At 32.4% G+C, this 12,360-nt stretch carries 10 protein-coding genes; 7 read left to right on the forward strand and 3 right to left on the reverse strand.

Annotated features, from left to right (window positions below; all coding sequences use genetic code 11):
• Window positions 1-59: 59 nt before the first annotated feature.
• Window positions 60-929, reverse strand: a complete 870-nt coding sequence (gene panC / locus DFQ07_RS04150) for a pantoate--beta-alanine ligase (RefSeq protein WP_133535018.1) — start codon at window positions 927-929, stop codon at window positions 60-62.
• A gap of 96 nt (window positions 930-1,025) precedes the next feature.
• Between panC and DFQ07_RS04155 the strand changes: the two genes are divergently transcribed.
• From DFQ07_RS04155 to DFQ07_RS04170, 4 genes are all read left to right on the forward strand, one after another.
• Window positions 1,026-1,841, forward strand: a complete 816-nt coding sequence (locus DFQ07_RS04155; RefSeq protein WP_133535019.1) for a glycogen/starch synthase — start codon at window positions 1,026-1,028, stop codon at window positions 1,839-1,841.
• Window positions 1,842-1,849: 8 nt separating this feature from the next.
• Window positions 1,850-3,391, forward strand: coding sequence for a DUF4270 family protein (locus DFQ07_RS04160; RefSeq protein ID WP_133535020.1), 1,542 nt, complete (start codon window positions 1,850-1,852; stop codon window positions 3,389-3,391).
• A gap of 9 nt (window positions 3,392-3,400) precedes the next feature.
• Window positions 3,401-5,257 carry a glutamine--fructose-6-phosphate transaminase (isomerizing) gene (glmS, locus tag DFQ07_RS04165; RefSeq protein WP_133535021.1) on the forward strand — a complete coding sequence of 619 codons (1,857 nt, stop codon included), beginning with the start codon at window positions 3,401-3,403 and terminating at the stop codon, window positions 5,255-5,257.
• Window positions 5,258-5,663: 406 nt separating this feature from the next.
• The gene (locus tag DFQ07_RS04170; protein WP_133535022.1) at window positions 5,664-5,990 is read left to right on the forward strand and encodes a hypothetical protein; all 327 of its coding nucleotides are present in this window, start codon (window positions 5,664-5,666) and stop codon (window positions 5,988-5,990) included.
• A gap of 79 nt (window positions 5,991-6,069) precedes the next feature.
• On the opposite strand, the gene gdhA is transcribed toward DFQ07_RS04170, so the two are convergent.
• Window positions 6,070-7,413: an NADP-specific glutamate dehydrogenase gene (gene gdhA, locus DFQ07_RS04175; protein WP_133535023.1), complete on the reverse strand. Its 1,344-nt coding sequence runs from the start codon at window positions 7,411-7,413 to the stop codon at window positions 6,070-6,072.
• Between the two features lie 189 nt (window positions 7,414-7,602).
• On the opposite strand from gdhA, the gene pheS reads away from it, so the two are divergent.
• The 3 genes from pheS (at window position 7,603) to DFQ07_RS04190 (ending at window position 10,566) form a co-directional block, all read left to right on the forward strand.
• Window positions 7,603-8,622 (forward strand): phenylalanine--tRNA ligase subunit alpha, encoded by a 1,020-nt coding sequence (gene pheS, locus DFQ07_RS04180; RefSeq protein ID WP_133535024.1) that lies wholly within the window; start codon window positions 7,603-7,605, stop codon window positions 8,620-8,622.
• Window positions 8,623-8,695: 73 nt separating this feature from the next.
• A complete protein-coding gene (locus tag DFQ07_RS04185) occupies window positions 8,696-9,091 on the forward strand; it encodes a hypothetical protein (protein ID WP_133535025.1) in 396 nt (131 codons plus the stop codon).
• Window positions 9,092-9,195: 104 nt separating this feature from the next.
• Window positions 9,196-10,566: an alanine/glycine:cation symporter family protein gene (locus DFQ07_RS04190; protein WP_133535026.1), complete on the forward strand. Its 1,371-nt coding sequence runs from the start codon at window positions 9,196-9,198 to the stop codon at window positions 10,564-10,566.
• On the opposite strand, the gene DFQ07_RS04195 is transcribed toward DFQ07_RS04190, so the two are convergent.
• A complete protein-coding gene (locus DFQ07_RS04195) occupies window positions 10,547-12,283 on the reverse strand; it encodes a M28 family peptidase (protein ID WP_133535027.1) in 1,737 nt (578 codons plus the stop codon). The two genes, DFQ07_RS04190 and DFQ07_RS04195, sit on opposite strands and share 20 nt — an antisense overlap.
• Between the last annotated feature and the right edge of the window lie 77 nt (window positions 12,284-12,360).

The raw sequence follows: 12,360 nt of genomic DNA on the forward strand, positions 1-12,360 counted from the left end.
ATAGTTGTTTTTTAATGATTAACATCTTGTTTTTAGATGATTTTAACATCTCACAAACTTTAACTAGCTTCAATACTTTTTTTGCTTTTTAAACGAATATTGTCAATCAAACGAATGTTTCCAGCAAAAACAGCTACAAAAGCTCGATATTTTTTGTTTGGCTCGATGGTTGTTGTTGTTTGCAGTGTTTTTTCATCTGCAATGGTAAAATATTCCAGTTCCAACAACGGATGTTTTTTAAACTGTTTCTCTACCCATTCGGTCAATTCTTTAGCGTCTTTTATACCAAATTTTTTTCTTGCTTTTTTTAATATCTTATAAATAAATGGAGCTGCTTCTCGATACTCTTTCGTCAATCTTACATTTCGAGAACTCATTGCTAGCCCATCTTCTTCCCTAAAAATCGGTCTTCCTTCAATTTTTACTGGTAGTTTATATTTTTCAACTAACTTTTTGATAATTTGTAATTGTTGAAAGTCTTTTTTACCAAAGTAAGCTGTATCTGGTTCTACAATTTCAAACAATGTTTTTACAATTGTTCCAACACCATCAAAATGCCCATCTCTAAACCTTCCTTCCATTTGATATTCTAACCCTTCAAAATCAAACTTTTCCGAAACTATATTTTCTGCATATATTTCTTTTATTGAAGGAAAGAATAACACATCACAATCAACTGACTCTAACAGAGCAACATCGTTCTCATAAGTTTTAGGATACTTATCTAAATCTTCTTTATTATCAAACTGTGTAGGGTTTACAAAAACACTAACCACCACAACATCGTTTTTCTTTTTTGCTCTTTTAATGAGCGATAAATGCCCTTGATGCAAGGCTCCCATAGTAGGGACAAATCCGATAGTTTTTTTTTCTTTTTTTGAAGGAGACAAAAACGCTTTTAATTCGGATTTTCTCGTGAAAATTTTCATTGTTTATTTATTGAAATGCATGCAAAATTAGCAATTTAACACGATTTTAGCATTAAATTTCGTATTTTTGCACCTTCAATAAAAGAGATCGATTTAATGAAGGATAAGAGAATTTTATATGTTTCCTCAGAGGTAATACCATATTTACCTGAAACAGAATTATCGTCTACTGCATTTAATGTTGCTAAAAACGCACATTCTAAAGGAATTCAAACTCGTATTTTCATGCCTCGTTTTGGGGTGATTAACGAACGAAGGCACCAATTGCATGAGGTTATTCGTTTATCAGGTATGAATTTAATTATTAATGACATGGATATGCCTTTAATAATTAAAGTAGCTTCTATTCCTAAAGAAAGAATGCAAGTGTATTTTATTGATAACGACGAATATTTTAAGCGTAAAGCTGTATATTCTGACGAAGATGACAAGTTGTTTGACGACAATGACGAACGCATGATCTTCTTCGCCAAAGGTGTAATTGAAACTGTAAAAAAACTGAACTGGGCTCCAGATATTATTCATGTTCATGGATGGATGGCTTCTCTATTACCTTTATATTTAAGAGAATTTTATAAGGAAGAGCCTTTGTTTGCTGAAAGCAAGATTGTAACTTCGCTTTACAATAGTGACATTGAAGATTTAAATAAGGAAATGGCAAATAAGGTTCGTTTTGACAAGATTGAAGAATCAAAAGTAGTAACAATCGAAACACCAAGTCATACAAATATTTTAAAGAGCGCTATTGAAAACTCGGATGCTGTTATAAAAGGCAGCGAGGTTTTACCTGAAGAAATTGAAGCTTTTATTGAAGAAAATAACACGAAAGTGTTAGACTTTCAGTCAGAAGAAACCTTAACTGAAGCATATTTAGAATTTTACAAAGAAAACGTTTTAGAATTAAGCGAATAATATTAAGAATGATTAGAAAAATTGGTGTACTAGGTATTAGCTTGTTATGTTTTACGGCTATTATATCGTGTGAAAAAGACTTTAGTGAAGTTGGAACAAATGTAGTTAATAATACAAAATTTGAAACAGGAGAAATCTTATTAGACGTTGAGATAACTCCTATAAATATAGAAAGTGTTCAAGCCGACAATATCAATACTACAATTAGTGATTATTGGCTAGGCGTGTATAAAAATACCAATGCCGAAAAAATTGAAGCTTCAATCATTTCTCAAATAGGTTACATTTCTGGATTTAAGAACACCGCTGGAACCGACACGATTCTTAATTTAGATAAGGTTATTTTAAGACTACCTTATCCTGCAACCTCTACTGGAAAAAATTCAGATGGAATTACTGAATACAAATTAGATTCAATTTTAGGGAACACAAGTATAGGAACATCTGTAACTGTAAAACAAAACAACACCTATCTTAACAGATTAAACCCTAGTGATCCTTCTAAGAAAAATACTTTTTTCTCTGATTTTGATTATGAAGAAGTTCAAGTTTTAAATGAAGATTTAAACTTCACTTTTAAACCAAATAAAATTGACACCCTTTTTTCATATGAAAGAATTGACAGATTTAATCCTTCTGAAAAATATGATGAAATTATAAAAACTACAAAAATAGTTAGTAGTGACACTATTCCTGTTCCTTTTTTAGCAATTCCTTTAGATGTTGCCAAAATGAAAAGTTTATTTTGGGATAAATTTGAAGGTGCTGAATTTGCTTCTAAAGAAGAGTTTGACAACTATTTTAGAGGATTAATCATAGAAGCCTCTGGTGATGACGGTGCTTTAGTTCCTTTTAATTTAGCTTCATCTCCTTCACCATCTTTAGATTTTTATTACACAAAATCTGTAATGGAAGGTGGTTCTGTAAAAGATACTTTAAATAGAAAATACTCTTTCCCATTATCTGGGATAAAAAACAGTCATTATAAAATGACCACAACTACTTCTCCAGCTCCTGCTAATAATTTTGTTATTCAAGGTACAGCTGGTAGTATGGCAGAAGTTAAAATTTTAGATGATACTAAACTTCTAGAACTAAGAAGTAATAACTGGTTAATTAATGATGCTTCATTAACATTTTATATTAACCAAACTATAAGCACTGAGGCTAACCTTCTTCCTCAACAACTATTTTTGTATCAAAATAAAGAAAATGACAGTGCTCCTACTCAACTTTCAGATGCCTATATGGAGTCTGCTACTTTTGGCGGAAACTTAGCGTTAAATGATAATGACGCTCCAGAAAAATATACTTTTAGAATTACAGATTATATTTCTAATTTATTAGCTGGAGAAGAAGATTTTACTGCTGACCCATTGATTTTAAAAGTGCACAACCCAACAGATATCCCTGTAAGTAACAATATACTAACCACTAGTGTTAAAACATACAATTGGAATCCAAGAGCAGTTACATTATTAGACGGGAATGAAACAGTAAACGGAACTAAAAGAGCAGTTTTAAAAATATCATATTCAAAAGAAAAATAAGAAGTTGTTATGTGTGGAATAACAGGATATATTGGACATAGAGATGCTTACCCTATTGTAATTAATGGGCTAAAGCGCTTAGAATACAGAGGTTATGATAGCGCTGGTATTATGATGTATGACGGCGAGACAATGCATTTATCAAAAACTAAAGGAAAAGTTTCTGACCTAGAAATAATTACAAATAGAGAAGAGGAACGAAAAAAAGGTAAAATAGGAATTGGCCATACTCGATGGGCTACCCACGGTGTTCCTAACGATGTCAATTCACACCCTCATTTTTCTCAATCGGGGGATTTAGTTATTGTTCACAATGGTATTATTGAGAATTATGACACCATTAAAAAAGAATTAATTTCACGTGGCTACGAATTTAAAAGTGATACTGATACAGAGGTTTTAGTGAACCTTATTGAAGAAGTAAAAAAGAGTGAAGGTTGCAAATTAGGTAAAGCCGTTCAATTAGCCTTAACTAATGTAATAGGGGCTTATGCTATTGCTGTTTTTGACAAGACCAAACCAAACGAAATAGTAGTAGCTCGCTTAGGGAGTCCTATAGCTATTGGAGTTGGGAAAAATAATGAAGAGTTTTTTGTTGCTTCTGATGCTTCTCCTTTTATTGAATACACAAAAGATGCTATTTATCTTGAAGATGGTGAATTAGCCATTATTAAAAAAGATAAAGGTATAAAAGTACGTAAGATTGAAAATGACAAAGAAATAGACGCCAATATTCAAAAGTTACAATTAAGCTTAGAACAGATTGAAAAGGGTGGTTATGACCATTTCATGCTGAAAGAAATATACGAACAGCCTAAAGCTATTATAGATACCTACAGAGGTAGAATGCTAGCAAATGAAGGTGTTATTAGAATGGCAGGAGTTGATGATAATATGTCCAAGTTTTTAAATGCTGACAGAATTATTGTTATTGCTTGTGGTACATCTTGGCATGCAGGGTTGGTTGGCGAATATCTTTTTGAAGATATGGCACGTATTCCTGTTGAAGTGGAATATGCTTCTGAATTTAGATATCGTAACCCAATAATTACACCTAAAGATGTTGTTATTGCTATTTCTCAATCGGGAGAAACAGCAGATACCTTAGCTGCTATCAAGTTAGCAAAATCTAAAGGAGCTTTTGTATTTGGTATCTGTAATGTTGTTGGATCATCTATTGCAAGAGAAACACATGCTGGAGCTTACACCCATGCTGGTCCGGAAATTGGAGTAGCATCAACTAAAGCCTTTACAACTCAGATTACGGTACTTTCTTTAATTGCCTTAAAACTAGCTCAAGCGAAAGGGACTTTATCTACATCAGCTGTAAATAAGTATTTGCAAACAATGCAACAAATTCCAGCACAAGTTGATAAATTATTGCAAATTGATGCTCAGGTTAAGGAAATAGCCGCTGTATACAAAGACGCTAAAAACTGCTTATACTTAGGAAGAGGGTTTAATTTTCCAGTAGCATTAGAGGGAGCTTTAAAATTGAAAGAGATTTCATATATTCATGCAGAAGGATATCCTGCTGCTGAAATGAAACATGGACCTATTGCTTTGATTGATGAAAACATGCCTGTTTTTGTAATTGCAACAAGTAAAGGACATTATGAAAAAGTAGTAAGTAATATTCAAGAAATAAAATCAAGAAGCGGTAAAATTATTGCTATTGTTACTGAAGGTGATGAAACCGTAAAAGAAATTGCAGACCATGTAATCGAAATTCCTGATACTGAAGAAGCATTTACTCCTTTGTTAACTACTATCCCATTTCAGTTATTATCATATCATATAGCTGTAATGTTAGGTAAAAATGTAGATCAACCAAGAAACTTAGCAAAATCGGTTACAGTTGAATAACAACCAATGATTGCTTTAAAAATATAAAACCTGAGAACTTTCTCAGGTTTTTTTTACATCTTTTTCAAAAAATCATCGGTAAAAAACGTTTTGTAAAACACAAAACATAAGCAGTTTATAACCTAAAGCTAACCTTATCAATTAACAAATTAGACACTTTTATAGGTACAATGCTCATAAGTTAAGTGAAATTAAACCTAATATTTAAAAACTTTTCAAAAACAGTGATAAAAAGAAATAGAATCTTCAATGTTAACTGCAAGTAAAGCATCTTTAAAATCAAAATTCAATTTACTCAAACACAACACTTTATTAACTAATTAAAACACACTTAACACTCTCTTTTACAATACTTTTACAGTATAAAATTTATCAATAAATATTTATAAATCTTAAACCCTAAAAAATGAAAAAGTTATTTGTATTGGTATTCGTTACTTTAATGAGCACTTCTGTATTTTCTACAAATGAGAATCCAGAAAAAGAACAAGTTAGAACAAAAATTGTACAACTTCTAGGTAGTCCAAATTTTGTTCTTGATAAAGATGTAAAAACCACCGTAGAATTTTTAATAAATAAAAATGGTGAGATTATAATCTTAGACATTGATTGTAATACTTTAAAAGTACGTGATTATATTAAAAGTAGACTAAACTATAAAACTATTGACAAAAATTTAGAGCTAAAAAACAGCATTTACACAATGCCTTTAACAATTAAAAAGCAAAATTAAATACAGAATTAATTCCCCATAAAAAAACCTCATAGAGAGCTTCTATGAGGTTTTTATTTTATTATATAAATTTGACTTACTATACTACACCTTGATCAAGCATTGCATCGGCAACTTTTACGAAACCAGCAACGTTTGCTCCTTTTACGTAATCAACATATCCATCTTCTTGTGTACCATATTTTACACAAGCTTCATGAATATTGTTCATAATTGAATGTAATTTAGCATCTACTTCTTCACGTGTCCAAGATAAACGTAATGAGTTTTGAGACATTTCTAAACCAGAAGTAGCAACACCACCTGCGTTAGACGCTTTTCCTGGTGAGAATAAAATCTTTGCTTTTTGGAATACCTCAATAGCTTCTGGAGTAGATGGCATGTTTGCTCCTTCGGCAACACACACACACCCGTTTTCAACTAATACTTTAGCTTCTTCACCATTTAACTCGTTTTGAGTTGCACATGGTAAAGCTACATCACATTTAACACTCCAAGGTCTTTCACCTGCGAAGAATTTAGCTGATGGATATTTTTCAACATATTCACCAATTCTTCCGCGTTTTACATTCTTTAACTCCATTACAAATGCTAATTTTTCAGCATCTATACCTGCTTCGTCGTAAATGTATCCTGAAGAATCAGATAACGTAACTACTTTACCTCCTAACTCTGTTGCTTTTTCAGTAGCATATTGTGCTACGTTACCAGAACCAGAAACAACTACAGTTTTTCCTTTGAAAGAGTCTCCTTTAGTTTTTAACATGTTTTCAGCAAAGTATACATCACCATAACCAGTAGCTTCTGGACGAATTAATGAACCTCCCCAAGAAGCTCCTTTCCCTGTTAAAACTCCAGTAAATTCATTACGTAAACGCTTGTATTGACCAAACATGTAACCAATTTCACGACCTCCTACACCTATGTCTCCAGCAGGAACATCAGTGTCAGGACCAATATGACGCGCTAATTCAGTCATAAATGATTGACAAAAAGCCATTACTTCACGGTCAGATTTTCCTTTTGGGTCAAAATCAGAACCTCCTTTACCACCACCCATAGGTAATGTTGTTAAAGAGTTTTTAAACACTTGTTCAAACCCTAAGAACTTTAAAATAGATAAGTTCACTGATGGGTGAAAACGTAAACCTCCTTTGTAAGGACCAATAGCAGAGTTAAACTCTACTCTATACCCTCTGTTAACTTGAGTTTCTCCGTTGTCATCAACCCAAGGCACTCTAAACATAATAGTACGCTCAGGTTCAACCATACGCTCAAGTAATTTTTTCCCTTGATATTTTGGATTGTTTTCTATAAACGGAATTACTGTTTCTGCTACTTCATGTACAGCTTGCAAAAACTCTGGTTCATATGCATTACGTCCTTTCACGTAATCCATAAATGCATTTATTTTAGATTCCATAAAACTTAGTTGTTCTGTTATTATAAATTTTAAACAATTTTACCATGCAAATATAATTATTTTACAATTCGTTAATTTCTATTTAGCTCTTTATTTTGTGTATTTTAACATGGTTTAGGCAAACACTTTTAAAAGCCCTTTTTTTTCCGCAAAAAAACGTAAATTTGCAGCTTAACTTTTGGAAAGATTATGTTAGATAAGGTAAAAGAACTAATTGGAGATGTACAGGCTTTTAAAGCAACCTCAAAAGAGGAAGTTGAAGCTTTCAGAATAAAATATTTAGGTAGCAAAGGTTTATTAAAAGATTTATTTGCTGAATTTAAAAATGTTGATGCTGAACTTCGTAAAGATTTTGGACAAGCATTAAATAACCTGAAAAAATCTGCCGAAAATAAAGTTACTGAGTTAAACGATGCTTTAGAAAGTGCAACAGAAGATAGAGGTGTTTATGGAGATTTAACACGTCCATCAGAACCTATCAACTTAGGTTCTCGTCATCCAATTTCTTTAGTGAAAAATCAAATCATAGAAGTTTTTAATCGTATTGGTTTTACCGTTTCTGAAGGACCAGAAATTGAAGATGATTGGCATAACTTTACTGCTTTAAATTTACCAGAATATCACCCAGCACGTGATATGCAAGATACTTTCTTTATTGAAAAGAATCCTGATACCTTACTAAGAACACATACCTCATCGGTACAAGTACGTTATATGGAAAACAACGAACCTCCAATTCGTACAATTTCTCCAGGACGTGTGTTTAGAAATGAGGATATTTCTGCACGTGCACACTGTATTTTTCACCAAGTAGAGGGATTATACATTGATACTGATGTTTCTTTTGCCGATTTAAAACAAACCTTATTATACTTTACTAAGGAAATGTTCGGAAAATCTAAAATACGTTTACGTCCATCGTACTTCCCATTTACAGAGCCAAGTGCTGAAGTAGATATTTACTGGGGGCTGGAAACAGAAACTGATTACAGAATTACCAAAGGAACGGGTTGGTTAGAGATTATGGGATGTGGTATGGTAGACCCTAATGTATTAAAGAACTGTAATATTGACCCAACAAAATATAGTGGATATGCCTTCGGAATGGGTATTGAGCGTATCGCTATGTTATTATACCAAATTCCAGATATCCGTATGTTCTACGAAAATGACAAACGTTTCTTAGAACAATTTAAATCAGTGATTTAGTTTTAAGATAAATTCAAACAAAATAAAAGACGAAAGCGTTAAACTTTCGTCTTTCCATTTTAAAAAGTTTTCAATGAAAAAAGATATTGAAATTCCTAAAGTAACCGATGTAGAAATCGCAGTGGTTTTAGAAACCAATGAAGTTGACAATAAAGAAGATTGGAATGTCTACATTCTTAACAAAAAGGATGTCGATTTAGAAATGGTCGTTATCGTCTCACAAGGGTTTTCTGATACTAAAACCACTTCTGTTTTCCGAAGAAAAATAGACAAACTTCCTGCAAATAGTTATCAGAAATTCGAATTGATGCAACCTGAATTGTTTGCTTTAGACAATCGTTTTCAAGTAACATTCTTTGAAGACAATAAGCTACACGATAAAACCTTTATTTTTCAGGCCGAAACTATTCAAGAAGGTTTTTTAAGAGATATAGAATTCTTAGGAAAAAGAGGAATCGTTTGTAAATAAAAAACGAAACTTATAAAACTCACAAAAGAACGATAGTTGTTAATTCACAGCTATCGTTCTTTTTTTATGCCCACTTTTAGTATTTTCGTTAAAAATCCTATTTCATGTTTTTAAGCATTCAAGACTTAGTTGCACAGTTTTCTTCTTGGGTATGGGGAATTCCTTTATTAATATTACTTATTGGTGGCGGATTATACTTATTCATCTATTCAGGGTTAGTCCCGTTCAGATATATTGGTCATGCTGTTGCTATCTTAAGAGGAAAATACGACAAAGCAGACTCTCCTGGAGACTTATCACATTACGAAGCCTTATCATCTGCCATAGCTGCTACGGTAGGGATGGGAAATATTAGTGGAGTTGCCATTGCTATAGCCACTGGTGGTCCAGGTGCCATTTTTTGGATGTGGGTAAGTGCTTTTGTAGGAATGGCTACCAAGTTTTTTACCTGTAGTTTATCAGTAATGTATCGTGGAAAAGATGAAAATGGAAATGTAAAAGGAGGACCTATGTATGTAATTACTGAAGGTCTAGGAAAACGCTGGAAGCCTTTAGCTGTATTTTTTGCTTCTGCTGGATTGATAGGAACACTCCCCGCTTTTCAAGCAAACCAACTAACTCAAACTTTAATAGATGTTTTTCAGGTACAAAAAGAGAATGATTTTGTAGCCAAACTGTTACTAGGAATTACCATTGCTATTATTGTAGCCCTAGTTATTTTTGGAGGAATCAAACGAATTGGTAGCGTTGCAGGTAAATTAGTACCATTAATGGTTGTAGTGTATTTAATTACTGTAGCCACTATTTTACTATTAAGAATAGAACAAGTTCCTGGTATTTTTTCTTTAATTTTTGAAGATGCTTTTTCAGGAAAATCTGTTTTAGGTGGCGCCTTAGGTGTTTTGATAATTACAGGAGTAAAACGAGCCGCTTTTTCTAACGAAGCTGGTTTGGGTACTGCACCCATGATGCACGGAACAGCAAAAACTAAAGAACCTATTCGTGAAGGATTGGTTGCTATGCTAGGACCTGCCATTGACACATTGTTAGTATGCTCATTAACTGCTTTAGCTATTCTAGCTTCAGGAGTATGGAAAGGTTTTCAAGGTAACGGAATCTCAATGACATTGGCTGCTTTCGACGCAGTACTTCCTTACAATTCAGGAAGTGTGATTTTAACCATTTGTGTATTGATATTTGCTTTTTCAACGCTGTTTACCTACTCTTTTTACGGATTTAGTTGTTTGAGTTTTTTAACTAATACCAAAATAGGAAAGAACTACAACTATATCTACATCCTTACCATTGTAATTGCCTCTATTATCAAATTAGACTTTGTTATTAATCTAATTGATAGTGCCTACGCTTTAATGGCAATTCCTACCGTATTGTCAACGCTAATTTTAGCCCCTAAAGTAAAGAAAGAAGCTACAAAGTATTTCCATAAATTAAAAACTAATTCATTTGAATCTTAGATAGCTTGTTAATTATCGTAGAAGATAAAGAGTCTATTTTTTTAGATGTTTCTTTAATGTATTGTTGATGACTTCTTGAATCTTTTACCATATCAAAAGTCGTTTTAGAAGAGTCAATATACCAGTCTTTCCAAGCTGAAATAATAGATATTTGAGTTGATAAAGAGTCTCCCATTTGTAATGCAATTTCACTCTGTTTTTCTTCTTCTTTTAATCTCGATATACCAGCCGTTTCAATATTTTCTAATATTGATTTCGCAGTAGCATCATTTCCATTTAATAAAGTATAAGCTGAAGCCAATGAGGCTACTCCTACGTTTTTAAGAGTTGCTTTTGAAACTTTATCGATTCGATCATTATCGGTGTGATAAAATTGATCGGTAAAATGCCAGAATAAAACACTAGGAATATTTCTCTTTAAAAAAGGTACATGATCACTCCCTCCTTCAAACGGGTTTGTATTGACTACCCAGTTTGCTCTTTTCCCTTGTTCTTTAAATTTATCAATTAAAAAATCATTCAAATAGTGTGGAGTCATTTCTTCCAACTTCATTTTTCGCCCTCCCCATTCGGTATGTTTATCATTTCCTCTTGTCCAAATAGCACTAGGATCAGGCATTTTTTCAATTAAAAAAGTCCCGCCCGTTTTTTGGGTATCTTCTCCAACCATATCCAAAGAAATTCCCCATTTAATATCCTTTGCTCTTATACTATCTTCTTTTACATATCTGTTTGTTGAAATAATCTCATCTCCCCATAAAAAGGTTAAGGTCCTATTAGGTATAAATCGTTTGTTCTTAATAAATTTAGCTGTAAGAGTAGCCATTTCTAAAGCAACTCCAACACCTGTAGCATTGTCGTTTGCTCCAGGTTCTTGTATATGAGCACTAAAAACCAAACGCTCTTTAGGATACTTATTTCCTTTAATATCGGCAACAATTGTCAACTCTTCTGATAGATAAATATTAGTTTCAATATGTACATTTAGAGATACTTTTCCTTTTAATAATGCTGCTTTTAATTCTTCTTTAGCCTTATAAGACATAGCAATTGCCCAAGATTTTACCTCTTCATTTAATGGGATAGTTCTAAATTGAATAGAAGTACTATTTTTTTGAGGTTGTAAATAGCTAGGGTTACTATACGTAATAAGTCCTAAAGCACCACTTTTTACAATAGCCTGTTTAAATATTCTACGAGGATCTGTTTCAACAAAAACAATTTTCCCTTTAATATCTAGGTCTTTCAGCTTTTTTAAATCTTTAATATATACTACTTCAGCTGTTACACCTTCTTTAGGTGTGCTATAAGAATTTAAAGCAATCATATTTCTATTCGTGCTATGCTGTAAAAGAGGAATATCTTCTCCAACTATTTTTACAGAAGCATTCACAGATTCCCAAGTAGGATTTTTTAAGGGTCTTTTTTCTATTCGATAGGTTAAAATATCACTACCCGTAGCACTATCTTCTTTAACAAAACCTGCTTTTTCTAATTCTTCTGCAATTTTGTACACACTCTTATTAAAGCCTGTATTACCAACTACACGCCAATATTTTTCTACAAAAGAAGTTGTTTCATAAGCCAAATTTCCACTAAACTCTTCATTTAAAATATCTAAATAGTTAGAAGAATTTAAAACAGGAGCTGCTTTTTCATTTTTACAACTTAGAAATAATAACAGGATAGGTAATAGTAAATAGTTTTTTTTATCCATAACAGTTTTTTACGTGTTTAAATGTACACTTTTTATATTTTTTTGGCTTTCGTCAATTTTACTTTTAAATGACGATA

This window comes from Tenacibaculum caenipelagi, assembly GCF_004363005.1.
Classification (GTDB): Bacteria; Bacteroidota; Bacteroidia; order Flavobacteriales; family Flavobacteriaceae; genus Polaribacter; species Polaribacter caenipelagi.

Excerpts from the sequence above, each read along its gene's own strand:
- panC (WP_133535018.1), bottom strand. The coding sequence starts at position 929 with ATGAAAATTTTCACGAGAAAATCCGAATTAAAAGCGTTTTTGTCTCCT.
- DFQ07_RS04155 (WP_133535019.1), top strand. The coding sequence starts at position 1,026 with ATGAAGGATAAGAGAATTTTATATGTTTCCTCAGAGGTAATACCATAT.
- DFQ07_RS04160 (WP_133535020.1), top strand. The coding sequence starts at position 1,850 with ATGATTAGAAAAATTGGTGTACTAGGTATTAGCTTGTTATGTTTTACG.
- glmS (WP_133535021.1), top strand. The coding sequence starts at position 3,401 with ATGTGTGGAATAACAGGATATATTGGACATAGAGATGCTTACCCTATT.
- DFQ07_RS04170 (WP_133535022.1), top strand. The coding sequence starts at position 5,664 with ATGAAAAAGTTATTTGTATTGGTATTCGTTACTTTAATGAGCACTTCT.
- gdhA (WP_133535023.1), bottom strand. The coding sequence starts at position 7,413 with ATGGAATCTAAAATAAATGCATTTATGGATTACGTGAAAGGACGTAAT.
- pheS (WP_133535024.1), top strand. The coding sequence starts at position 7,603 with ATGTTAGATAAGGTAAAAGAACTAATTGGAGATGTACAGGCTTTTAAA.
- DFQ07_RS04185 (WP_133535025.1), top strand. The coding sequence starts at position 8,696 with ATGAAAAAAGATATTGAAATTCCTAAAGTAACCGATGTAGAAATCGCA.
- DFQ07_RS04190 (WP_133535026.1), top strand. The coding sequence starts at position 9,196 with ATGTTTTTAAGCATTCAAGACTTAGTTGCACAGTTTTCTTCTTGGGTA.
- DFQ07_RS04195 (WP_133535027.1), bottom strand. The coding sequence starts at position 12,283 with ATGGATAAAAAAAACTATTTACTATTACCTATCCTGTTATTATTTCTA.